Origin of the sequence: Kitasatospora sp. NPDC059146 (genome assembly GCF_042786665.1) — a bacterium.
GTDB lineage: Bacteria > Actinomycetota > Actinomycetes > Streptomycetales > Streptomycetaceae > Kitasatospora.
In genome coordinates this window covers 1-24,465 of sequence record NZ_JBHZCY010000107.1, presented here as the reverse complement: position 1 = coordinate 24,465, position 24,465 = coordinate 1, and the positions used below count along the sequence as shown (strand labels likewise).

The following is a 24,465-nucleotide window of genomic DNA, read 5'->3' as shown; positions in this document are numbered from 1 at the left end:
CGGGCGGGCCGGGCCACCGGAGTGCGAACGGGGGAGTGTCGGAAGGCGACCGCGGGGTGACGGGGACGTGACTCGTCTGTGATCTTGATCCCGCCCGACCTGCTCGTTTCTGCCGCCTTGGACGGTTCCCCGTACCATAGGGAAAAGCCGAGGCATGTCCAGATGCCCGGCGGGTGGACCGGTAGTAGCAGGCGGAACGGGTGGCGCGGCCGAAGGGCCGCCGGTGCGCGTCTCGCGGCCGGGCCCGCCGTAACCCACGATTCCGGGAGAATCCGCAAGGCATGCCCACGCGCAACGACATCCGTAACGTCGCCATCGTCGCCCACGTCGACCACGGCAAGACCACGCTGGTCGACGCCATGCTCAAGCAGGCCGGTGCCTTCGCGGCCCACCAGCAGCTCGACGACCGCATGATGGACTCGAACGACCTGGAGCGCGAGAAGGGCATCACCATTCTCGCGAAGAACACCGCCGTCAAGTACCACCCGAAGGATGGTGGCGCTCCGATCACCATCAACATCATCGACACCCCGGGCCACGCCGACTTCGGTGGCGAGGTCGAGCGCGGTCTGTCGATGGTGGACGCGGTCGTGCTGCTGGTCGACGCCTCCGAGGGCCCGCTGCCGCAGACCCGCTTCGTGCTCCGCAAGGCGCTCACCGCCAAGCTGCCCGTCATCCTGTGCATCAACAAGACGGACCGCCCGGACTCCCGGATCGACGAGGTCATCAACGAGACCTACGACCTGTTCCTGGACCTGGACGCGGACGAGGACCAGATCGAGTTCCCGATCGTCTACGCCTGTGCGCGTGACGGCGTGGCCTCGCTGACCAAGCCGGAGAACGGCACCGTCCCGGCCGACAGCACCAGCCTGGAGCCGTTCTTCTCCACCCTGCTGGAGCACGTCCCGGCCCCGAGCTACGACGAGGACGCGCCGCTCCAGGCCCACGTCACCAACCTGGACGCCGACAACTTCCTCGGCCGCATCGCGCTGCTGCGCGTCGAGCAGGGCGAGCTGCGCAAGGGCCAGACCGTGGCCTGGATCAAGCGCGACGGCACCATCTCGAACGTCCGCATCTCCGAGCTGCTGATGACCGAGGCGCTCACCCGCAAGCCGGCCGAGGTGGCGGGCCCCGGTGACATCTGCGCCGTCGCCGGCATCGGCGAGATCATGATCGGCGAGACCCTGGCCGACCCGGAGAACCCGATCGCGCTGCCGCTGATCACGGTGGACGAGCCGGCCATCTCGATGACCATCGGCACCAACACCTCGCCGCTGGTCGGCCGCGGCGGCAGCGGCAAGGGCGCGGACGCCAAGGCCGGCGTCAAGGTGGACCGCAAGGTCACCGCCCGCCAGGTGAAGGACCGCCTGGACCGCGAGCTGATCGGTAACGTCTCGCTGCGCGTCCTGGACACCGAGCGTCCGGACGCCTGGGAGGTGCAGGGCCGCGGTGAGCTGGCGCTGGCCATCCTGATCGAGACCATGCGCCGCGAGGGCTTCGAGCTGACCGTCGGCAAGCCGCAGGTGGTCACCAAGGAGGTCAACGGCAAGACCCACGAGCCGGTCGAGCGCCTCACGGTGGACGTGCCCGAGGAGCACATGGGTGCCGTCACCCAGCTCATGGGCATCCGCAAGGGCCGGATGGACAACATGTCCAACCACGGCTCGGGCTGGGTCCGGATGGAGTTCGTCGTGCCGTCCCGCGGCCTGATCGGCTTCCGCACCGAGTTCCTCACCAACACCCGCGGCACCGGCATCGCCCACTCGATCCACGAGGGCCACGAGCCGTGGTTCGGCAACCTGACCACCCGCAACAACGGCTCGCTGGTCGCCGACCGGGCCGGCGTGGTCACCGCCTTCGCGATGACCAACCTCCAGGAGCGCGGCGTGCTCTTCTGCGAGCCGGGCACCGAGGTGTACGAGGGCATGATCGTCGGTGAGAACTCGCGCGCCGACGACATGGACGTGAACATCACCAAGGAGAAGAAGCTCACCAACATGCGGTCCGCGAACGCGGACGTGGCCGAGTCGATCGTCCCGCCGCGCAAGCTCTCGCTGGAGCAGTCGCTGGAGTTCTGCCGCGAGGACGAGTGCATCGAGGTGACCCCGGAGACGGTTCGCATCCGTAAGGTCGTGCTGGACCAGAAGGACCGCGGACGCACCGCCTCGCGCGCCAAGAAGGCGTGATCCGGACGCTCTGACCGGCCTTTGGCCGGAATGCTTCGCCCCCCTTTCCGATGGAGAGGGGGGCGAACTTTTTCAACTACTCCAAGTTGTCGGGGCCGCTATTAACGGAATAGCGCTCATCACACCCAGGTGTCCGCTGAGCGAACGTGACAGTTCGTCATCCGTGACGACTGTCCGTTTGGTGCCTGTCTGGCTATGTCTCATATGTCCGGTTTTCGAAACTTACCGACTGTTCATGTGACCTAATTGAGATCGTCACTGGTCACTTTCGTGTCCGTGCGTGACGGATAGTGGGTGCAGTCAGGCTCGGGTCAAGGGTGAACGCGCAGGGGTGCGCGCCGAAACCACGAGCGCGGACGGCATTGCGGGTCCGGTGATCACCGTTCCGCGTTGCCCTCCTCGTCGCAAACGTCGAATTCAGGAGGCACACCGATGCGTGGTGTGAGCCAGGCCAAGTGGGTTGTCGCAGCTGTTGCTGTCGCGCTCGCCGCGACTGCTTGTAGCAGCAGCGGCAGCAGCGACACCTCCGGGAGCTCGGACAGCGCCGCGGTCGACCCCTCGGGCACGTTCAGCTTCCAGAGCGCGGAGCCGCAGCGTCCGCTGCAGCCGGCCAACGCCATGGAGAACCAGGGCGGCCGTATCGTCAAGCAGCTGTTCACGGGCCTCGTCGACTACGACCCCGCGACCGGTGCTCTTCGCAACCAGGTGGCCGACAAGATCGAGACCACCGACGCCAAGAACTACACCGTCACGCTGAAGTCCGGCTGGACCTTCCACGACGGCACCCCGGTCACCTCCAAGTCCTTCGTGGACTCCTGGAACTGGTCCGCCAACCCGGCCAACAACCAGATCAACTCCGACTGGTTCTCGGACATCGTCGGCTACGACGCCGTCCACCCGGACAAGGGCGACCCGACCGCCAAGGAGATGGCCGGCCTCAAGGTCGTCGACGACACCCACTTCACCATCGAACTGGCCCAGCCCGTCTCGTACTTCACGTACAAGCTCGGCTACTCGGCCTTCTTCCCGCTCCCCACCGGGTTCTTCGCGGACCCGAAGGGCTTCGGCGAGAAGCCGGTCGGCAACGGCCCGTACCAGTTCGTGTCGTGGGAGCACAACAAGGCCATCACGCTCAAGGCCTACGACAAGTACACCGGCACCAACAAGGCGAAGAACGGCGGGATCGTCTTCCGCAGCTACACCTCGCCCGAGGCCGCGTACAAGGACCTGATGTCCGACACGCTGGACGTGCTGGACCAGGTCGACTCGACCGACCTGCCCAAGTACAAGGACGACCTGGGCAAGCGCGCGATCGACCAGGCCCAGGGCGCGATCCAGAACATCTCCTTCGCGCTGTACAACGCGGACTGGTCCTCCATGGACAAGGACAAGGCCGCCAAGGTGCGCCAGGGCCTGTCGATGGCGATCGACCGCGACACCATCACCAAGACGGTGCTGAACAACAGCCGTCAGCCCGCCGACTCGTTCGTGGCGCCGGGCGTCATGGGCTACAAGGCCGGCGTCTGCGGCGACGCCTGCAAGTACGACCCGGCCAAGGCCAAGCAGCTCATCACCGACAACGGTGGCGTCCCCGGCGGCAAGATCACCATCCTGTACAACTCCGATGGTGGCCACAAGGAGTGGGTGGACGCGGTCTGCAACTCGATCCGCCAGGCGACCGGCGTCGAGTGCCTCGGTGACCCGAAGCCGGACTTCAAGACCTCGCGTGACATCGTCACCAAGAAGCAGGTCCAGAGCATGATGCGGACCGGCTGGGTGCAGGACTACCCGCTGAACGCCAACTTCCTGCGGGACGTCTACGGCACCGGTGCCGCCGCGAACGACGCCGGCTACTCCAGCCCGGAGTTCGACAACCTGGCGAAGCAGGCCGACGCGGCCACCACGGTCGAGAAGACCGCCGAGCTCTACCAGCAGGCCGAGGCCGTTCTGGCCAAGGACATGCCGGCGATCCCGCTCTGGTACTACAAGACCAACTCGGGCTACTCGAACAACGTCCAGAACGTGAAGTTCAACTCCTTCGGCGACCCGGTCTACACCGACGTCGAGGTCAAGAAGAAGAAGTAATCGGTCGGCACCGCCTGACCCGGTGACAACGGCCGGTGCCCGTCCCATCCCCACAAGGGCGAGGACTGGCACCGGCCGTTGGCACGCCGACTTATCTCTTGCCGGGTTGACGGGCCCGGCAGAGCCATACATGGAGGCACGATGGGGCGCTTTGTCGCGAGGCGACTGCTCCAGATGATTCCGGTGTTCCTCGGAACGACCGCACTCATCTTTTTCATGGTGCACTTGCTGCCCGGTGACCCGCTGGCAGCACTGTGGGGCGACAAGGCGCCGGACCCGGTGCAGCTCGCAGCCCTGAAGCACCAGCAGCACCTGGACCAGCCGCTGGTCCAGCAGTACCTCTCCTACATGGGGGGCCTGCTCACCGGCGACTTCGGCAAGGCACTGGACGGACGTCCGGTGCTCGACAAGATCACCGAGGTACTTCCGGTCACGGTCCGGCTGGCGCTGTTCGCGTTCGCCATCGAGATCGTGGTCGGCATCGGCATCGGCCTGATCGCGGGCCTGCGCCGCGGCAAGATCTTCGACAAGGGTGCGCTGGTCTTCACCCTGCTGCTGATCTCGATCCCGGTCCCCGTGCTGGGCTTCCTGTTCCAGACGATCTTCGGCATCAACCTCAAGTGGGTCACGCCGACCGTCCAGCACAGCGACGACATCACCCAGCTGGTGCTGCCGGCCGTCGTGCTCGGCTCGCTGTCGCTGGCCTACGTCGCGCGCCTCACCCGTACCTCCATCGCCGAGAACATCAAGGCCGACTACGTCCGCACCGCGGTGGCCAAGGGCCTGCCGCGCCGGAAGGTCATCGGCACCCACCTGCTGCGCAACTCGCTGATCCCGGTGGTCACCTTCCTCGGCACCGACCTCGGCGCCCTGATGGGCGGCGCGATCGTCACCGAGGGCATCTTCAACGTCCAGGGTGTCGGCCACGCGCTCTACCAAGCGATCAACATGAAGGAGGGCGCGACCGTCTCCGGCTTCGTGGCCTTCCTGGTGATCGTCTACCTGGCCGCCGGCCTGATCGTCGACCTGCTTTACGCGGTCCTGGACCCGAGGATCCGGTATGCCTGACCTGACCGAGAAGAAGACGACCGGGAAGATCCCGGCCCAGGCCACCGTCGCGGCGGCCGCCAAGCCGGAGAAGGCGCGCAGCCTCGGCTCCGACGCCTGGCACGACCTCCGGCGCAAGCCGATCTTCGTGATCTCCGGGCTGCTCATCCTGCTGCTGATCGTGATCGCGATCGCCCCCGGGCTGTTCACCTCGGTGGACCCGCGCGCCGGCGACCTGCGCAACCACTTCCACACCCCGCCGGTCTACGACCACTTCTTCGAGGGTGACTGGTTCGGCTACGACGGCCAGGGCCGCAGCATCTACGCCCGCATCATCTACGGCGCCCGCGCCTCGGTCGTGGTCGGCATCTGCGTCACCGTCGGTACGACCGTCCTCGGCGGTATCGCCGGCATGGTCGCCGGCTACTTCGGCGGCTGGGTCGACACGATCATCTCCCGCATCACCGACATCTTCTTCGGCATCCCGCTGCTGCTCGGCGCGCTGGTGATCCTCAACGCCTTCCCGACCCGCACGATCTGGAGCGTGGTCTTCGCCCTGATCGCCCTGGGCTGGACCCAGATGACCCGTGTCATGCGCGGTTCGGTGATCACGGTCAAGCAGTCCGACTTCGTGACGGCGGCCAAGGCGCTCGGCGCCAGCACCAGCCGGATCATGTTCCGGCACATCCTGCCGAACGCGATCGCCCCGGTGATCGTGGTCGCCACCATCTCCCTCGGCGGCTACATCGCCCTGGAGGCGACTCTGAGCTTCCTGGGCATCGGTCTGCAGGACCCGACCATCTCCTGGGGCATCGACATCGCCTCGGCCCAGAAGCTGATCCGTACGGCGCCGTTCGCGCTGTTCTTCCCGGCAGGCATGCTGAGCCTCACCGTGCTGGCCTTCATCATGCTCGGCGACGCGGTGCGCGACGCCCTCGACCCGAAGCTCCGCTGAGAGAAGAGGTGACGACCCGATGACCACCGTGATCGAGAACAACCAGAAGAGCGATCGTCTCGAAGTCGGAACCCCGCTCCTGGAGGTCAAGGACCTCCACGTGGAGTTCCACACCCGGGACGGCGTCGCCAAGGCCGTCAACGGCGTCAACTACTCCGTCGCGGCCGGCGAGACCCTCGCCGTCCTCGGCGAGTCCGGCTCCGGCAAGTCCGTGACGGCCCAGACCATCATGGGCATCCTGGACATGCCCCCGGGCAAGGTGACCCAGGGCGAGATCCTGTTCCGCGGCCGGGACATGCTCAAGATGAGCAACGAGGAGCGGCGCAAGATCCGCGGCCAGAAGATCGCGATGATCTTCCAGGACGCGCTCTCGGCGCTCAACCCCGTGCTCAGCGTGGGCTACCAGCTCGGCGAGATGTTCCGGGTGCACCAGGGCGCCTCCAAGTCCGAGGCCAAGGCCAAGGCCATCGAGCTGATGGACCGGGTGCGCATCCCCGCCGCCAAGCAGCGGGTGAACGACTACCCGCACCAGTTCTCCGGCGGCATGCGCCAGCGCATCATGATCGCCATGGCGCTGTCGATGCAGCCCGACCTGATCATCGCCGACGAGCCCACCACCGCGCTGGACGTCACCGTCCAGGCCCAGGTGATGGACCTGCTGGCGGAGCTCCAGGCCGAGTACAACATGGGCCTGATCCTGATCACCCACGACCTCGGCGTGGTCGCCGACGTCGCGGACAAGATCGCCGTGATGTACGCGGGCCGGATCGTCGAGACCGCCCCGGTGCACGAGCTGTACGCGAACCCCGCGCACCCGTACACCAAGGGCCTGCTGCGCTCGATCCCGCGCCTGGACCAGAAGGGCCAGGAGCTGTACGCGATCAAGGGCCTGCCCCCGAACCTGCTCAAGGTTCCGGCCGGCTGCGCGTTCAACCCCCGCTGCGACGTCGCCACCGACCTGTGCCGCACGGAGGTCCCGCTGCTGCACCACGTGACCGACGAGGACGGCACGGAGATCACCGGCCGCCGCAGCGCGTGCCACCTCTGGAAGGAGACCCTCCATGGCTGAGAACATCCTGGAGGTCAAGGACCTGGTCAAGCACTACCCGCTGACCCAGGGCGTCCTGTTCAAGAAGCAGGTCGGCGCGGTCAAGGCCGTCGACGGCATCAGCTTCGAGCTCAAGAAGGGCGAGACGCTCGGCATCGTCGGCGAGTCCGGCTGTGGCAAGTCCACGCTGGCCAAGGTGCTGATGAACCTGGAGCGGGCCACCTCCGGTCAGGTGCTGTTCAAGGGCGAGGACATCTCCACCCTGAGCGGCGCGGCCCTCAAGGCCGTCCGACGCAACATCCAGATGGTGTTCCAGGACCCGTACACCTCGCTGAACCCGCGCATGACGGTCGGCGACATCATCGGTGAGCCGTTCGAGATCCACCCCGAGGTGGCGCCCAAGGGCGACCGCCGCAAGGCCGTCCAGGACCTGCTGGACGTGGTGGGTCTGAACCCGGAGTACATCAACCGGTACCCGCACCAGTTCTCCGGCGGCCAGCGCCAGCGCATCGGCATCGCCCGCGGCCTCGCGCTCAAGCCGGAGATCATCATCTGCGACGAGCCGGTCTCGGCCCTGGACGTGTCCGTCCAGGCGCAGGTGATCAACCTGCTGGAGCAGCTGCAGGGCGAGTTCGGCCTGTCGTACATGTTCATCGCGCACGACCTCTCCATCGTCCGGCACATCTCCGACCGCGTCGGCGTGATGTACCTGGGCAAGATGGTCGAGATCGGCTCCGACGAGCAGATCTACGAGAACGCCACCCACCCGTACACCCAGGCGCTGCTGTCGGCCGTGCCGGTGCCGGACCCGACGGCGCGCGAGTCCCGCGAGCGGATCATCCTCACCGGGGACATCCCCTCGCCGGCCAACCCGCCGTCCGGCTGCCGCTTCCGCACCCGCTGCTGGAAGGCGGAGGAGCGCTGCGCCGAGGAGATCCCGCTGCTGGCGATCCCGACCACGCTGGAGGGCCCGGCTGCCCACGAGTCGGCCTGCCACTTCGCCGAGGTCCGGGAGTCGGCCGCGGCCTGACGTCCCGTACGCACCAGGAAGGGTCCGCGGCTCCGGCCGCGGGCCCTTCCGGCGTTCCGGGCGCCGGGAGGACCCGGCGCCGCGTCAACTCGGCAGGGGGGTCACGGCACCCGTCCGGGTGCACCCGGCTCGCGCCGTCGCCGGGGCGCGCTTCTCATGGGGTGTGATGCGACACACACCCCTTGAGGAGGGACCTCCATGCCCGTAGCCGCCCGTGCTCGCCTGGTCCTCGCCGCTGCGACGTCCGTGGTCCTGGTGGCCACCGGGTGCGGCAGCAGCGGGGGAGGCGGTGGCAACGGCTCGTCGGACGCCGGCAAGACGTTCAGCTACCAGAGCAATGAGCCGCAGAACCCGCTGCAGCCCGCCAACGCCAACGAGGTGGGCGGCGGTCGCATCATCCAGAACCTGTTCAAGGGGCTGGTCGACTACGACCCCAGCAACGCCAAGATCCGGATGCAGGTCGCGGACAAGATCGACACCAGTGACTCGCAGACCTTCACCATCACCCTGAAGGACGGCTGGAAGTTCCACGACGGCACCCCGGTGCACGCCAAGAACTTCGTGGACGCCTGGAACTGGGGCGCCAACCCGGCCAACGCCCAGATCAACAGCTCCTGGTTCTCCGACATCGAGGGCTACCAGGACGTCCACCCGGCCACCGGCAAGGCGACCACGGACAAGATGTCCGGCCTGACCGTCACCGACGACCTGCACTTCACCGTCAAGCTCAGCCACAAGGTCTCGTACTTCGAGTACAAGCTCGGCTACATCGCCTTCTCGCCGCTGCCGGACGCCTTCTTCAAGGACCCGGCCGGGTACGGGCAGAAGCCGGTGGGCAACGGCCCGTACCAGTTCGTCAGCTGGTCGCACAACACCGAGGTGGTCACCAAGACCTTCCCGGACTACCAGGGCGTGGACAAGCCGAAGAACGGCGGCATCGTCTTCAAGATGTACACCACGTCCGAGGCCGCCTACGCGGACCTCCAGTCCAGCAACCTCGACGTGATGGACCAGGTGCCGCCGTCGGCGCTGGCGAACTACAAGAACGACCTCGGCGACCGGGCCATCGACGCCCCGCAGGGCGCGATCCAGAACATCGGCTTCACGCTGTACCAGGCCGACTGGTCCTCGCCGGACAAGGCGAAGGTGCGCCAGGGCCTGTCGATGGCGATCGACCGGGACATCATCACCAAGACGGTGCTCCAGGGCTCCCGCAAGCCCGCCACCGCCTGGGTCGCCGAGGGCGTCGAAGGCTACAAGGACGGCGCCTGCGGCGATTTCTGCAAGTTCGACGCGGCCAAGGCCAAGCAGCTGATCCAGGAGGGCGGCGGCGTCCCCGGCAACAAGCTGCTGATCACCTACAACGCGGACGGCGGCCACAAGGAGTGGGTCGACGCCGTCTGCAACTCGATCCGGCAGAGCACCGGCGTGGACTGCCTGGGCGACCCGAAGCCCGACTTCAAGACCGCCCGCGCGGCGATTACCGCCCACCAGCTCAACGGAGCCTTCCGCACCGGCTGGGTGCAGGACTACCCGCTGAACGCCAACTTCCTCTCCGACGTCTACCGCACCGGCGCGGCCTCCAACGACTTCGGCTACAGCAACCCGCAGTTCGACGACGCCGCCACCAAGGCCGACGAGGCCGCCAGCGTCGCCGACACGGTGACCGGCTACCAGCAGGCCGAGGCGGTGCTGCCGAGCGGCATGCCGGCCATCCCGCTCTGGTACTACCGCACCAACTCGGGCTACTCGAACAAGGTGCAGAACGTGAAGTTCGACTCCTTCGGCAACCCGGCCTGGACCCAGGTCGAGGTCAAGGGCTGACCCGCCCCCCACGCGGCCCCGCCCTCCCCGCACGGAGGGCGGGGCCCGGTCCTCCCGGCCGGTCGCCCCCGGCCGGGTCACGCCCTGGAAGGAGGCTCGGATGGGCAGTTACGTGCTGCGGCGGGTGCTGCAGATGATCCCGGTGTTCTTCGGCACCACGCTGCTGATCTTCCTGATGGTCTACACGCTGCCCGGAGACCCGGTGACGGCGCTGTTCGGGGAGAAGGCGGCCGACCCGGCCGTGGTGGCCAGCATCAAGCACAAGTACTTCCTCGACCAACCGGTCTGGAAGCAGTACCTGCACTACATGGCGAACCTGTTCCAGGGCGACTTCGGCACCAGCTTCACCGGCCGCCCGGTCTCCGACATCATGGCCGGGGCCTTCCCGGTCACCATCCGGCTCGCGCTGCTGGCCTTCGTGTTCGAGCTGGTCCTCGGCCTCGCCCTCGGCCTGGTCTCCGGACTGTGGCGCGGCAGCATCGCGGACACCCTGGTGCTGGTGCTGACCCTGGTGGTGATCTCGATCCCGGTCTTCGTGCTGGCGTACATCGCGCAGACGATCTTCGCCACCAATCTGGGCTGGGTCACCCCGACCGTGCAGGACAGCTACGACCTCTCCCAACTCGTCCTGCCCGCCGTGGTGCTGGGCTCGCTCTCGCTCGCCTACGTGGCCCGGCTGACCCGGACCTCGATCGGCGAGAACCTGCGGGCCGACTACATGCGCACCGCCGTCGCCAAGGGCCTGCCCCGGCGCACCATCATCCTGCGCCACCTGCTGCGCAACTCGCTGATCCCGGTGGTCACCTTCCTCGGCACCGACCTGGGCGCCCTGATGGGCGGCGCGATCGTCACCGAGGGCATCTTCAACGTGCAGGGCATCGGCAACGTCCTGTACCGGGCGATCAACACGAAGGAAGGGCCCACCGTGGTCGGCATCGTGACCGTCCTGGTGATCGTCTACCTGGTCGCCAGCCTGCTCGTCGACCTGCTCTACGCGGTCCTGGACCCGAGGATCCGCTATGCCTGACATCCACGACGAGGACTCGCCCAAGCCGCACCCCAAGCCCGGCGTCGCACGCCTGGACTACGCGGGCGAGCAGGGCATGGCGGTCGAGCAGGAGACCCTGGTCGAACCCGACGTGGAGAAGCGGGAGGAAGCCCGCAGCCTCTGGGGCGACGCCTGGCGGGACCTGCGCCGGCGGCCGATCTTCCTGATCTCCGCGGTGCTGATCCTGCTGCTGGTGGTGATGGCGGTCTTCCCGTACGCCTTCACCGACGCCGACCCGCGCAAGGCCGACCTGGTGAACGACTACCTGCGCCGGCCCGCCTGGGGCGACGTCTTCGGCACCGGCTGGTTCGGCTACGACGCCCAGGGCCGCTCCATCTTCGCCCGGGTCATCTACGGCGCCCGCGCCTCGATCACCGTCGGCATCTTCGTGACCGCCGCGGTCACCGTGCTCGGCGGGCTGACCGGCATGGTCGCCGGGTACTTCGGCGGCGCCGTGGACGCGGTGATCTCCCGGATCATCGACATCTTCTTCGGCATCCCGCTGCTGCTCGGCGCCCTGGTGCTGCTGAACGCCTTCGCCACCCGCACGGTCTGGAGCGTGGTCATCGCCCTCGGCGTGCTCGGCTGGACCCAGATCGCCCGCGTCATGCGCGGCGCGGTGCTGACCGTCAAACAGGCCGACTACGTGGTGGCCGGCCGGGCGCTCGGCGCCGGGACGGGGCGGCTGATGTTCCGGCACATCCTGCCGAACGCGATCGCCCCGGTGATCGTGGTCGCCACCATCGCGCTCGGCGGCTACATCGCGGCCGAGGCCACGCTGAGCTTCCTCGGCATCGGCCTCCAGGACCCGACCATCTCCTGGGGCATCGACATCTCCTCCGCCCAGAAGGTGATCCGCACGGCGCCGTACGTGCTGTTCTTCCCGGCCGCGGCGCTCTCCGTCACCGTGCTGGCCTTCATCATGCTGGGCGACGCGGTGCGCGACGCCCTCGACCCGAAGCTTCGCTGAGCGAGGGGAGCGCATCGTGAGTACAGCTGTGGACGCCACCGGGCAGGAACGGCAGACGCCCTACGAGGGGCCGCTGCTCGACGTGCGGGACCTGCACGTCGAGTTCGTCACCCGGGACGGCGTCGCCAAGGCCGTCAACGGGGTCAACTACAGCGTCCGGGCCGGGGAGACGCTGGCGGTGCTGGGCGAGTCCGGCTCCGGGAAGTCGGTGACCGCCCAGGCGATCATGGGCATCCTGGACATGCCGCCGGCCCGGATCCCGCGCGGGGAGATCCGCTTCCGCGGCCAGGACATGTTGACGATGGGCAAGGAGGAACGGCGCAGGATCCGCGGCCGGAAGATCGCGATGATCTTCCAGGACGCGCTGTCCGCCCTCAACCCGGTGCTCAGCGTGGGCTACCAGCTCGGCGAGATGTTCCGGGCGCACCAGGGCGTCTCCCGGGCCGAGGCGAAGGCCAAGGCCGTCGAGCTGATGGAGCGGGTGCGCATCCCGGCGGCCAAGCAGCGGGTGAACGACTACCCGCACCAGTTCTCCGGCGGCATGCGCCAGCGCATCATGATCGCCATGGCGCTGGCGCTGGAGCCGGACCTGATCATCGCCGACGAGCCCACCACCGCGCTGGACGTCACGGTGCAGGCCCAGGTGATGGACCTGCTGGCGGAGCTCCAGGCCGAGTTCCACATGGGGCTCATCCTGATCACCCACGACCTGGGCGTGGTCGCCGACGTCGCGGACAAGATCGCCGTGATGTACGCGGGCCGGATCGTCGAGACCGCCCCCGTGCACGAGCTGTACGCCCGGCCCGCGCACCCGTACACCCGCGGCCTGCTGGACTCCATCCCCCGGCTGGACCAGAAGGGCCACGAGCTCTACGCCATCAAGGGCCTGCCGCCCAACCTGCTGCGGATCCCCCCGGGCTGCGCCTTCAACCCCCGCTGCCCGCGGGCGCAGGACGTCTGCCGGGCCGAGGTGCCGGAGCTGTTCCCGGTCACCGAGGAGGACGGCACCCCGCTGGAGGGCCGCGGCAGCGCCTGCTTCTTCTGGAAGGAGACCCTCCATGGCCGTTAACGGGGCCAGCGCGATGGGCGTGGCGGTGCCGGAGGAGGTCGCCTTCGAGCAGCCGGTGCCGCGCGGCGAGCCGATCCTGGAGGTCCGGGACCTGGTCAAGCACTTCCCGCTGACCAAGGGCGTGCTGTTCAGGAAGCAGGTCGGCGCGGTCAAGGCGGTGGACGGGGTCAGCTTCGACCTGATGCAGGGCGAGACGCTCGGCATCGTCGGCGAGTCCGGCTGCGGCAAGTCCACGCTGGCCAAGGTGCTGATGAACCTGGAGCCGGCCACCGGAGGGTCCGTCCGCTACAAGGGCGAGGAGATCTCCCGGCTCTCCGGGGCCGGGTTGAAGGCCGTCCGGCGCAACATCCAGATGGTGTTCCAGGACCCGTACACCTCGCTGAACCCGCGGATGACGGTCGGCGACATCATCGGTGAGCCGTTCGAGATCCACCCCGAGGTGGCGCCCAAGGGCGACCGCCGCAAGGCCGTCCAGGACCTGCTGGACGTGGTCGGGCTCAACCCGGAGTACATCAACCGGTACCCGCACCAGTTCTCCGGCGGCCAGCGCCAACGCATCGGCATCGCACGGGGGTTGGCGCTCAAGCCGGAGATCATCATCTGCGACGAGCCGGTCTCCGCGCTGGACGTGTCCGTGCAGGCGCAGGTGATCAACCTGCTGGAGCAGCTGCAGGGCGAGTTCAACCTCTCGTACATGTTCATCGCCCACGACCTCTCCATCGTCCGGCACATCTCCGACCGGGTGGGGGTGATGTACCTGGGGAAGATGGTCGAGCTCGGCAGCGACCTGGAGATCTACGACCACGCGACCCACCCGTACACCCAGGCGCTGCTGTCGGCGGTGCCGGTGCCGGACCCGACGGCGCGCGAGAGCCGGGACCGGATCGTGCTCACCGGGGACGTGCCCTCGCCGGCCAACCCGCCCTCGGGGTGCCGGTTCCGCACCCGCTGCTGGAAGGCGCAGGAGCGGTGCTCGGTGGAGGTGCCGCTGCTGGCCGCGCCGGGCTGGCTGAACGGCGCCGCGGTGCACGACTCGGCGTGTCACTTCGCCGCGGAGCGCGGGAGCGGGCAGGACACGGCGCAGAACGGGAGCGGGCCGGGCACCCCCTGACCCCCTGCCACCGAAGGGCGCGTCCTCGTACCGGGGGCGCGCCCTTCGCCGTGATGGAACCGAGATCTGCCGCGCACTCCCCAAGTGCACTCCGTTCCTTGATAGTTGCACTGCGCCTGGCTGTCGATGGTCGCTGCTGCGCTGAGGAGGCCTGCCCGGATGGATGCGGTCGAGGTGGTCGGCGGCGGACGGGAGAACCTGGTGCCCGGGACGCCGTTGCTGGAGGTCGAGGACCTGCACATCGAGTTCCACACCCAGGACGGCGTCGCCAGGGCCGTCAACGGGGTGAGCTACTCGGTGGCGGCGGGGGAGACGCTGGCGGTGCTGGGCGAGTCCGGTTCCGGGAAGTCGGTGACGGCGCAGGCGATCATGGGCATCCTGGACGTGCCGCCCGGCCGGATCACCTCGGGCCGGATCCTGTTCCGGGGTGACGACCTGCTGACCATGAGCCCCCGGCTCCGGCGGACCGTCCGGGGCCGGCAGATCGCGATGATCTTCCAGGACGCGCTGTCCGCGCTCAACCCGGTGCTCAGCGTGGGCTACCAGCTGGGCGAGATGTTCCGGGTGCACCAGGGGCTGTCGCGCGCCGAGGCGAAGGTGAAGGCCGTCGAGCTGATGGAGCGGGTGCGCATCCCGGCGGCCAAGCAGCGGGTCGGCGACTACCCGCACCAGTTCTCCGGCGGCATGCGCCAGCGCATCATGATCGCGATGGCGCTGTCCCTGGAGCCGGACCTGATCATCGCCGACGAGCCCACCACCGCCCTGGACGTCACCGTCCAGGCCCAGGTGATGGACCTGCTGGCCGAGTTGCAGGCCGAGTTCAACATGGGCCTGATCCTGATCACCCACGACCTCGGCGTGGTCGCCGACGTCGCGGACAAGATCGCCGTGATGTACGCGGGCCGGATCGTCGAGACGGCGCCCGTGCACGAGCTGTACGCCCGGCCCGCGCACCCGTACACCCGGGGACTGCTGGACTCCATCCCCCGGCTGGACCAGAAGGGCCAGGACCTGCACGCCATCAAGGGCCTGCCGCCCAGCCTGCTGCGGATCCCCCCGGGCTGCGCGTTCAACCCCCGCTGCGACCGGGTGCAGGACCGCTGCCTGACCGAACTCCCGCCGCTGGTACCGGTGGCGGACGCGGAGGGGGCCGAGCTGCCCGGCCGCCGCAGCGCCTGCCACTACTGGCGGGAGACCCTGCACGGCTGAGACCGGCCGGCGCCGGGGCGCTACTTGGTGAAGCCGACGTTCTCCCAGACGATGTCGGACAGGCCCTGGGCGCCGATGTTGGCGAGGTCGGCGCGGGCGCCGTACAGCTGCGGGCGCTGGTAGAGCGGCAGGACGCCGGCCACCTTCCAGAGCTCGCCGTCGGCCTGGTTGATCGCCTCGGAGGCGGTGCCGGCGTCGGTGGCGCCGGCGGCCCGGTCGAGCGCGGCGTCCACCGCGGAGCTGCCGGCGCCGGCCCGGTTGGTGGAGCTGTTCTGGGCGTAGCTCGCGCGGCTGCCGCTGGCCGGGAACGGGGTGCCGAGCAGCGCGTAGACGGCGATGTCGAAGTCGTTGCGGTTGACGTACTTGTCGAAGAACTCGTTGGGGGCGGCCGTCACCGGGGTGACCTTGATGCCGACGTCCTTGAGCATCCTCGACACCGAGGCCGTCTCGTTCTGGGCCACGGCCACCCCGGCGGGGACGACCATCCGCAGGTTCAGCTCGTGGCCGTCCTTCTTCCGCACCTCGCCGTCGAGCTTCCAGCCCGCCGCGTCCAGCTTGCGGGCGGCCTCGGCCGGGTCGAAGCGCGACAGCCCCAGGGAGTTGTCGCGGTAGCCGTTCTGGTTGGCGACCAGCAGGTGGTTGTTGAGCGGGACGGCGGGCCAGTCCAGGCCGTTGAGGTCGGTGCGGATCAGGGCGTCCCGGTTGATCGCCTGGAGGACGGCCTGGCGGACGGTCGCGTCGGCGAGCACGGGGTTGCGGGCGTTCAGGGTGAGCTGGCGGAAGTCCGGCCCGCCGGCCCGGCGCACGGCCGCCCCCTTGGTGTTCCTGATGACCTGGTAGCCGGCCAGGTCCGGACCGTTGTTGAGGAGGTCGATCTCGCCCTTGGCGAAGGCGGTGCGCATCGCGTCGGGCAGCATGGCGTGGAAGACGATCCGGTCCAGCACCGGCTTGTCGCCCCACCAGGTCGGGTCGGCGACCAGGGTGACGGTCTGCGCCGACGGGTCCAGCCGCTCGACCTTGAAGGGGCCGGCGGTGAGCGGAATGGCGTCCAGGTAGGCCGAGTTGAACAACTCCGGGGTGGACACCTTGCTCGCGGGCAGCAGCGGCGCGTTGGCGGCGCCGTTGAACATCGACTGCCACTCGGAGAACGGCCGGTCGAAGGTCATCACGGCCTGGAAGTCGTCCTTGCCCCGCTCGACCGAGCTGACCAGCTCGAAGCCGGAGGTGCTGGAGGGCCGGTACGCCGGGTCCTTGCCGTTCATGGCACGCCAGTTGGCCTCGATGTCGCGCCAGGTGATCGGGGTGCCGTCGGACCAGTGGGCCTTCGGGTTGAGCGTCCAGGTGACCACCTGGTGGCCGTCCCTGAGCTCGGCGTGGGCCTCCTGGAGGTAGGCCGGGTTGACGGTCTGGGTGCCCGCCGCGTCGGAACGGAAGAAGGTCGGCAGCAGCGGCTTGCCGACCGCGACGGTCGAGGACTCGGTGCCGTCGGTGTGGATCGGCGACCACTGGTGGGAGAACTGGGAGATCGCCAGGTTCAGGGTGCCGCCCTGGCGCAGCCGGGCGCGGTCGTGGGCGTTGATGTCGACCGAGGTCAGCTTGGGCACCCCGGTGGCGGCGACCGGGGCGTCCGCGACGGTGCCGTCCGACCCCGCGGAGCAGGAGCAGAGCGCGAGGGAGAGCGTCAGGACGGTGAGGCCGGCGAGCAGTGCCGTCCGGTGGTGCTGGAGGCTGCGGCGGCCCATCGGCGTGGCTCCCGGGGTGACTGTGACGGATGGTGTGGCGTCACATCTTGCTGACGGGAGGGGGAGTTGTCGAGGGGCGGGACGGCCGCGACCGTGCGGTGCGGCGGCCCCGCCCCTCGTTCGTGCCCGGCTCGTCGGCCGGTGCCGTCGGACGGTGGGTGCCGTCCGGCGTCCGGGCGTCAGGCGTCAGGCGTCAGACGTCAGGCAACGGTGAACTTGAAGGTGCGTTCCTTGTCACCGGTCTTGTCGAACAGCGAGGTGACGGCGTCCGCGACGTCCTGGGTGGTGATCGCGGCGGTCTGGCCGTTCTTCTTGGCCTTCACCTTGTCGAACGCGCCGTTGAGCAGGGAGCCCAGCGCGTCGAGGTCCCACTTGGGCGCGATCTTGCCGGAGGCGTCCGGGGCCAGGGTGAGCGCCTTGGCCGCGGTCTTCGGGCCGAAGTCCCAGGTCTTGGCACCGGCCACGACGTGGATCTTCCCGCTGGTGACCTGCTTGCCGAGGCTGTCCGCGGCGGCCTGGAGGGCCTGGGTGGAGACCTTGGGCTGGGCGGCCGTGACGGCCAGCGCGATCGGCTGGTCCGGCTTGCCGGCGGCGCGGTCGCGGTAGGCCTGCTCGATCACGTCCAGCGCGGCGTTGGTGTCCACCGCCTGGCCGGCCTTGCCGGGGACGACGACCGGGTCGCCGTTGTCGGCGAACTTGACGTAGCCCTCCTGCAGGCCCTGGCCCGAGCCGACCGCCAGCGAGTCCAGCGCGGCCTTGAGCTTGGCGCGGTCGACCCGGACCTCCGGGGCGACGGCCTTGGTGCCGCCCTGGATCGACGTGATCACGGTGACCGGGTTGTAGCTGTGCGCGGCGAGGCCGTCCACGGTGGCCGTGGTGTCGAAGCTCAGGCCGGCGACCGTCGGGTCCAGGTCGACGCTCTGGTCGCCGATCTTGAGCTTGAGCGGCTGCTGCCCGGCCTTGCCGACCGAGGCGTCCAGCGCGTGGATCGCCTGGTCACGGCCGTTGCCGCCGATGTCCGTGCCGAGCACCACGGTGCCCTTGGGGATGTCGGACTGGTTGAGCATCAGGCCGGTGCCGTAGGCGGCGGCGCCGAGGAAGAACACCCCGCCGACGGCGTAGACGCCGAGCTTGACCAGCTTCTTCGGGCCGCCGCGCTTGGCCTTCGCCTTGCCCTTGCCCTTGCCGTTGGCCGGGGCGGCCGGCTCGGTCTTGGCGGGTGCCGGGCCGGACGTGGGAGCCGGCCCGGGGACGGCGCCGGGGAGGAACGGGGCGGCGTCGACCTGGGCGCCGGGACCGTCCGCCGCGCCCTGGGGGCCGGGGGCGGGCAGCGGGGTGACCTCGGTGGCCTCCGGGTCACGACCCGCCCGCCGGGGCCCGCCGGGGGCGGGCTGCGGGGCCGGCTGGGAGCCGGGCTGGGGCGCGCCGGGGAAGAGCCCGCCGGGGCCCGCCGGGGTAGCGAAGGGGTCCTGGCCGGGGGCGGCCGGGCGCTGGGTGGCGAACGGGTCGGCACCGGTCGGGGCGGAGGCGAACAGGCCCGGCTGCGGACGGCCGTCGAAGCCGTCCGGGCCGCCGCCGTTCGGGCCGCCGTGCGGCGCGGTGCCGTTCGGGACAGCGCCGTTCGGCGCGGTGCCGTTCCGGGGCAGGCCGGGTATGGCGGCCGGGGGCGCGCCGTGCTCGCGGATCGGCGCGAAGCCGTCCACCGAGGTGTCCTCCGGGCCGGGCTCGGCCTGCGGGAAGCCGTTCTGCGGCAGCCCGCTCGGTGGGAACCCGCCCTGCGGGGCGCCGCCCTGCTGGAGGCCGCCCTGGGGCAGCCCGCCCTGCTGGGGGCCGCCCTGCTGCTGCGGCGACGGCTGCTGCGGACGGCTGCCGCGCGGGCCGCGCTGGTCGCCGCGGCCGCGCGCGCCGGCGGCGGGGCCGGTCGGGCCGGTCGGGGCGAACGGATCGGCGACCGGTGCGAACGGGTCGGCGCTCTCGTACACCCCGGGCTCCTCGGCCGGGCCCCCGGCGCCGTAGGGCGAGGCGGGGGCGGCCGGGGCGGCGCCCTGGTGCGGGGCCTGGCCCCGGGTGGGCAGCGGGCGGCCGTTCGGCCGGGCGGCGCCGGCGTCCGGAGCCGGGCGGGCGCCGTTCGGGGCGGACTGCGGTCGGGCCTCGGCGCCGGGGCCGGGCACGGCCGGGGCCTCCGGCGTGCTCGGGACGCTCGGGGCGCCGACCGGCACGGCGGCCGGGGCGGGTTCGGCGGCCGGCGCCTTCTTCTGCCGCGGCCGGAACCACGCGCCGGTGGACTCGGACTCCGAGGTCGCCGGCGGGATCGGCGGGATCTGCCACTCCGGCGGCAGGTTGGGCGGGGTGGCGGAGCCGGAGCCGCCCTCCATCACGCCGAGGACGGGCGAGGCGGGTGCGGAGCGGTGTCGCGGGCCGCCCGGCTCGGTGCCCGGCGCGAACGGGTCGGCCGGGCCGTCGTCGCCCCGGGCGGTCTCGTTCTTGACGGTGCTGCGGACGACGACCGGCGGGATCGGGCGCGAGCCGGGGATGTTGATCCGGACCCTGGTGGTCAGGGTCGTCTCGGTCTTCGGACCGTCGTCCTCGCCGCCCGACCCGGTGTCGGCCCGGTCACCGCCGGGGCCCGCCGGGGTGCCGTAGGGCGGCGTGCCCGACGGGTAGGCGTCCGGACCCGTGCGCCGGGGCGTCGGGTTGGCGTTGTCAGATTCGCGGCTGCTCAATGCTGCTCTGCTCCGGGTTCGCGGGCGGGCCGTGCGGCGCGACCGCGGTTCGTGGTCGCCGGGCCTGGGGCAAACGGCGGTCGGGTACGACGTACTGCGGGACCACCATACTGGGAAGAACTGAGCGGTGAACGGCTTCGGACAGATCCTGATACGTCCGGTTCCTCCGGTATGAGAGTACGGCGGAGTGGTCCTGACTGCGCGTTGTGTGCGCTACCGTACGCGGCCGCCCGCCGGGTTCAGCGCTTGGGGTTGGGGACGCCGGGGAACCAGCTGGTGCGGGTGGGCAGGGTGGCGCAGATCACGCCCAGGATCGAGCCGACGAACAGCCAGGCCAGCGATGTGGCATTGGACCAGAGCACGTTGTCGCCCTCCGGCCGGGGCACCATCAGCAGCAGCATCGCCAGGAACCAGCCGCCGGCGGGCATCCCGGCGCCCAGCTTGGTGCCGGTGACCCGCAGGCCGGCGTAGAAGGTCGCGGCGGTGGCGGCGAGCGCCAGCAGAACTCCCACGGGCGGCCACAGGGCCTGCACAAAGGATCCGCACACCGACACCGCGATGCCCAGCAGGAAGAACAGGACATACGCCGCGATCCGGGCGGCGCGCGGGGGTTGGGGCTCGGCCAGCCGCTCCTCGCGGGTGCCGAGCACGGTGGCCGCGACCGATCGGGTCCTCGGCTTGGCGGCGGGCGCGGTCATCGGGCGTTCCCCTCGCTCGGGGCCGGGTCGGTTCCCGGGCCTGTCGGGTCGGTTCCCGGGCCCGTGGCGTCGGCGCCGAGGCCCGCGAAGAGGTCGTGCTCGGGCCGCTCCGGCCCGGCCTGGCCGCGTACCAACTGGTAGTACTCGGTGGCGAACAGGGGCTGGCCGAGGTGGTTGGAGAGCGCGAAGGAGTCGCCGGCCACGGTGATCTGGGTGGCGTGCGCGGTCAGTGCGGCGGCCTTGGGGGCGGCGTAGCCGGTGCCGTCCAGCACGGTGGTGACCACCTCGTCGGCCACCACCCCGGGGACGTCGCCGGGGAGCGCGACGCCCGGGAAGCGCGCCTCGGCCGCGGTGGCGGCGAGGCCGGCGTCCAGCACCGAGCGGGGCATCCGGTTCCAGTACACCTTGGCGATCCGCCAGGGAGCGCCCGCCTCCGGGGCGTGCGCCGGGTCGGCGGCCAGCTCGTACGCGCGCATCGCGACCCGGTGCGCCTGGATGTGGTCCGGGTGCCCGTAGCCGCCGTTCTCGTCGTACGTGACCAGCACCTGCGGCCGCACCTCGCGGATCACCGCGACCAGGTGGCCCGCCGCCTCGTCGACGTCGGCCCGCCAGAAGCAGCCGGGGGCGTCGTTCTCGGGCACGCCCATCATCCCGGAGTCGCGGTAGCACCCCGGCCCGCCGAGGAAGCGGAAGTCCGTGACGCCGAGCGCGCGCATCGCCGCGGTCAGCTCGCCGATCCGGTGGGCGCCGAGGGTGTCGTCCCGATCGGCCGTCAGGTGGGCCAGCGCGGGCGGGATCACCTCGCCGCCCTCGCCGAGGGTGCAGGTCACCAGCGTCACCCGGGCGCCCTCGGCGGCGTACCTGGCCATGGTGGCGCCGTTGCCGATCGACTCGTCGTCGGGGTGGGCGTGCACCAGGAGGAGGCTGCGGCCGGTAGTCGCGGTCATGGGAGGAAGCCTAACGACCGCGCTGCGGGGTCAGAGCTTGAGGCCGTTGATCATCCCGGCGAGGTTGCTGGTGACCTGGCTGATCGACGGTGCGATCGAGCTGGACGCCAGGTAGAAGCCGAGCAGTGCGCAGACGATCGCGTGCGCCAGCTTGAGGCCGGAGCGGCGGATCAGCACCACCACGATGACGAGCATCAGCACGGCTGCGGAGATGTTCATGGCCATGTGGGCTCACACCCCTTCTCGGGCGCCGGCCCCCGGGGGAGGGCGGCGGTGGGACCGTACGGGAATCGGGGCCGGGTGGCCGGCGGGCCCGGGACGGGGCCCGACGATCACTCGCCTGACCAGTCATACCCGATGGGTAAGGGGAGCATTACATTCAGTGAGTCCGCGCGCGCCGGGGCAAGGAGGCACTCGTGGGGCGCACGGGCCGGTCGGAGGGGGTGCGGGGCCCTCCGAGGCGTACTCGGGGGTGATGCTCCGAACGAGTGATCGTCAGTCACCCGGCCGTGGCAGTCGCCCGTCGTAGGGTCTGGTGCCATGACCTCCCACACTCCTGCGGACACCTTCCCCCGGCAGTACGCGCGGACCCTGCGCTACACCGTCGGCGCCCCCCGCTCCTTCTCCGTCGTACCCGACGGCTCGCGGGTCGTCTTCCTGCGCTCGCGCTCGGGCGGCGACCGGGCCAACCTGCTCTGGACCCTCGACACCGCCACCGGCGAGGAGCGGATCGCCGCCGACCCGGCGGTGCTGCTCGGCGGCGGCGAGGAGGACCTCTCGCCGGCCGAGAAGGCGCGCCGCGAACGCAGCCGGGAGAGCTCGGCCGGCATCGTCGGCTACGCCCTGGACGCCGCCGGCGACCGGGCCGCCTTCGCGCTCTCCGGCCGGCTGTTCACCGCCGACCTGGCCGCCGGCACCACCGCCGAACTGCCCGCCGTGGGCCCGCTGCTGGACCCGCGGCTCTCCCCGGACGGCGCCCACGTCGCCTACGCCAACACCGCCGGCGAACTGCGGCTGACCCGCACCGACGGCGGCGGCGACCGGGCGCTCGCCGAGCCGGACGGCCCGAACGTCACCTGGGGCCAGGCCGAGTTCATCGCCCAGGAGGAGATCGACCGCACCCGCGGCTTCTGGTGGTCCCCGGACGGCGAGCGGCTGCTGGCCGAGCGCGCCGACGACAGCACGGTGCGCCGCTGGTGGATCGCCGACCCGGCCAACCCGGACCGCGAGCCCGCCGAGGTCGCCTACCCGGCGGCCGGCACCGCGAACGCCGAGGTCGGGCTCTGGGTGCTCGACCTGCACGGCGGACGCACCGAGGTCTCCTGGGACCACGCGGCGTTCCCGTACCTGGCCCGGGTGCACTGGTCCGAGGGCGGCGTGCCGCTGCTGCTCGTCCAGTCCCGGGACCAGCGCGCCCAGCGGGTCCTCGGTCTGGACGTGACCACCGGCGCCACCGAGGTGCTGTTCGAGGAGCACGACGAGGTCTGGCTGGAGGCCTTCCCGGGCGTGCCGGCCTGGACCCCGGACGGCAAGCTGGTCCGGATCTCCGACCAGGGCGGGGTGCGGGCGCTGGTGGTCGGCGACCAGGCCGTCACCGGGGCCGACCTGCACGTGCGGTCGGTGGTCGCGGTCACCGCGCGGGAGGTGTTCTTCAGCGCCTCCGGCGGCGCCGAGGAGAGCGACCCCGAGCCCGGCTGGATCGCCGTCGGCCGGATCAGCCACGACGGCAAGGAGCTGGCCTGGGAGTCCGCCAACGGCCGCCCGTTCACCTCCGTCACCAGCGCGGTGCACGCCGGCGGGATCACCGTCCGGGCCACCGCCGAGCCCGACCTGCCCGGCACGCTGGTGCAGGTCGCCCGCGACCTGCCGGAGGGCGTGGTGGTCGACGACGTCGCCACCGTCGCCTCGTACGCCGAGACCCCGGCCATCACCGCCCGCCCGGTCTTCCGCTTCGCGGGCGGGCGCCGCATCCCGGCCGCCGTGTTCCTGCCCACCGGCTACGACCGCGAGCGCGACGGCCTGCTGCCCGTCCTGATGGACCCGTACGGCGGCCCGCACGGCCAGCGCGTCGTCCAGGCGCACAACCCGCACCTCAACTCGCAGTGGTTCGCCGACCAGGGCTTCGCGGTGGTCGTCGCCGACGGCCGCGGCACCCCCGGGCGCGGCCCGGCCTGGGAGAAGTCCATCGCCTTCGACTTCGCCGGGGCCACCCTGGACGACCAGGTGGAGGCGCTGCGGGCGCTGGCCGACGAGTTCCCGCTGGACCTCGACCGGGTCGCGATCCGCGGCTGGTCGTACGGCGGCTACCTCGCCGCGCTCGCCGTGCTGCGCCGCCCCGACGTGTTCCACGCGGCGGTGGCCGGGGCCCCGGTGACCGACTGGGAGCTGTACGACACCCACTACACCGAGCGCTACCTGGGCCACCCGGCCGAGCGGCCCGAGGTGTACGCGGCGAACTCGCTGAACGGGTACGCGGCCGGGCTGGAACGCCCGCTGATGATCATCCACGGCCTGGCCGACGACAACGTGGTGGCCGCCCACACCCTGCGGCTCTCCTCGGCGCTGCTGGCCGCCGGGCGCCCGCACACCGTGCTGCCGCTGTCGGGCGTCACCCACATGACCCCGCAGGAGGAGGTCGCGGAGAACCTGCTGCTGCTCCAGGTCGACTTCGTGAAGCGCTCGCTGGGCCTGTAGCCGCCCGGGCCGTGGGGGGGGGGGGGGGGGGGGCCGCCGAGGCCACACGCCACGGGCCGCACCCCCCCCACCCCCCCCC

At 70.7% G+C, this 24,465-nt stretch carries 18 protein-coding genes; 13 read left to right on the top strand and 5 right to left on the bottom strand.

Translation table 11 applies throughout. The features are described from left to right. Window positions 1–281: 281 nt before the first annotated feature. The 12 genes from typA (at window position 282) to ACFXPX_RS32955 (ending at window position 15,582) form a co-directional block, all read left to right on the top strand. Window positions 282–2,186 carry a translational GTPase TypA gene (gene typA / locus ACFXPX_RS33010; RefSeq protein WP_380526650.1) on the top strand — a complete coding sequence of 635 codons (1,905 nt, stop codon included), beginning with the start codon at window positions 282–284 and terminating at the stop codon, window positions 2,184–2,186. A 432-nt stretch (window positions 2,187–2,618) separates the two neighbouring features. Next, a complete protein-coding gene (locus ACFXPX_RS33005; RefSeq protein ID WP_375884705.1) occupies window positions 2,619–4,271 on the top strand; it encodes an ABC transporter substrate-binding protein in 1,653 nt (550 codons plus the stop codon). Between the two features lie 141 nt (window positions 4,272–4,412). Then, window positions 4,413–5,339 (top strand): ABC transporter permease, encoded by a 927-nt coding sequence (locus ACFXPX_RS33000; RefSeq protein WP_380526651.1) that lies wholly within the window; start codon window positions 4,413–4,415, stop codon window positions 5,337–5,339. Next, window positions 5,332–6,273 carry an ABC transporter permease gene (locus ACFXPX_RS32995; RefSeq protein ID WP_380526652.1) on the top strand — a complete coding sequence of 314 codons (942 nt, stop codon included), beginning with the start codon at window positions 5,332–5,334 and terminating at the stop codon, window positions 6,271–6,273. Before ACFXPX_RS33000 ends, ACFXPX_RS32995 begins: the two co-directional genes overlap by 8 nt. A gap of 19 nt (window positions 6,274–6,292) precedes the next feature. Further along, window positions 6,293–7,342 (top strand): ABC transporter ATP-binding protein, encoded by a 1,050-nt coding sequence (locus tag ACFXPX_RS32990; RefSeq protein ID WP_375884713.1) that lies wholly within the window; start codon window positions 6,293–6,295, stop codon window positions 7,340–7,342. Next, window positions 7,335–8,351: an ABC transporter ATP-binding protein gene (locus ACFXPX_RS32985; RefSeq protein WP_375884716.1), complete on the top strand. Its 1,017-nt coding sequence runs from the start codon at window positions 7,335–7,337 to the stop codon at window positions 8,349–8,351. Before ACFXPX_RS32990 ends, ACFXPX_RS32985 begins: the two co-directional genes overlap by 8 nt. A gap of 198 nt (window positions 8,352–8,549) precedes the next feature. Next, entirely contained in the window at window positions 8,550–10,175 is a 1,626-nt protein-coding gene (locus ACFXPX_RS32980) for an ABC transporter substrate-binding protein (protein ID WP_380644301.1), read from the top strand. A 100-nt stretch (window positions 10,176–10,275) separates the two neighbouring features. Then, entirely contained in the window at window positions 10,276–11,202 is a 927-nt protein-coding gene (locus ACFXPX_RS32975; protein ID WP_375884720.1) for an ABC transporter permease, read from the top strand. A gap of 76 nt (window positions 11,203–11,278) precedes the next feature. Continuing rightward, entirely contained in the window at window positions 11,279–12,193 is a 915-nt protein-coding gene (locus tag ACFXPX_RS32970; RefSeq protein WP_375884880.1) for an ABC transporter permease, read from the top strand. A gap of 16 nt (window positions 12,194–12,209) precedes the next feature. Then, window positions 12,210–13,262: an ABC transporter ATP-binding protein gene (locus ACFXPX_RS32965; RefSeq protein ID WP_375884723.1), complete on the top strand. Its 1,053-nt coding sequence runs from the start codon at window positions 12,210–12,212 to the stop codon at window positions 13,260–13,262. Beyond that, on the top strand, window positions 13,252–14,373 hold the full coding sequence (locus ACFXPX_RS32960) for an ABC transporter ATP-binding protein (RefSeq protein ID WP_375884724.1): 1,122 nt from the start codon (window positions 13,252–13,254) through the stop codon (window positions 14,371–14,373). Before ACFXPX_RS32965 ends, ACFXPX_RS32960 begins: the two co-directional genes overlap by 11 nt. A 159-nt stretch (window positions 14,374–14,532) precedes the next feature. After that, window positions 14,533–15,582, top strand: coding sequence for an ABC transporter ATP-binding protein (locus tag ACFXPX_RS32955; RefSeq protein ID WP_380644300.1), 1,050 nt, complete (start codon window positions 14,533–14,535; stop codon window positions 15,580–15,582). Window positions 15,583–15,602: 20 nt separating this feature from the next. Here ACFXPX_RS32955 and ACFXPX_RS32950 read toward each other — a convergent pair whose 3' ends face one another. From ACFXPX_RS32950 to ACFXPX_RS32930, 5 genes are all read right to left on the bottom strand, one after another. After that, window positions 15,603–17,324, bottom strand: a complete 1,722-nt coding sequence (locus ACFXPX_RS32950; RefSeq protein WP_380526660.1) for an ABC transporter family substrate-binding protein — start codon at window positions 17,322–17,324, stop codon at window positions 15,603–15,605. Window positions 17,325–17,524: 200 nt separating this feature from the next. Continuing rightward, the gene (locus ACFXPX_RS32945; RefSeq protein ID WP_380644299.1) at window positions 17,525–20,047 is read right to left on the bottom strand and encodes a peptidoglycan binding domain-containing protein; all 2,523 of its coding nucleotides are present in this window, start codon (window positions 20,045–20,047) and stop codon (window positions 17,525–17,527) included. 239 nt (window positions 20,048–20,286) lie between these two features. Continuing rightward, the gene (locus ACFXPX_RS32940; protein WP_380593409.1) at window positions 20,287–20,745 is read right to left on the bottom strand and encodes a DUF6113 family protein; all 459 of its coding nucleotides are present in this window, start codon (window positions 20,743–20,745) and stop codon (window positions 20,287–20,289) included. Beyond that, entirely contained in the window at window positions 20,742–21,692 is a 951-nt protein-coding gene (mshB, locus tag ACFXPX_RS32935; protein WP_380644298.1) for an N-acetyl-1-D-myo-inositol-2-amino-2-deoxy-alpha-D-glucopyranoside deacetylase, read from the bottom strand. The genes ACFXPX_RS32940 and mshB overlap by 4 nt, the downstream gene beginning before the upstream one ends. 30 nt (window positions 21,693–21,722) lie before the next feature. Further along, window positions 21,723–21,917, bottom strand: coding sequence for a DUF2304 family protein (locus ACFXPX_RS32930; RefSeq protein ID WP_030062563.1), 195 nt, complete (start codon window positions 21,915–21,917; stop codon window positions 21,723–21,725). Window positions 21,918–22,232: 315 nt separating this feature from the next. On the opposite strand from ACFXPX_RS32930, the gene ACFXPX_RS32925 reads away from it, so the two are divergent. Next, window positions 22,233–24,386 (top strand): prolyl oligopeptidase family serine peptidase, encoded by a 2,154-nt coding sequence (locus tag ACFXPX_RS32925; RefSeq protein ID WP_380644297.1) that lies wholly within the window; start codon window positions 22,233–22,235, stop codon window positions 24,384–24,386. Window positions 24,387–24,465 lie beyond the last annotated feature (79 nt).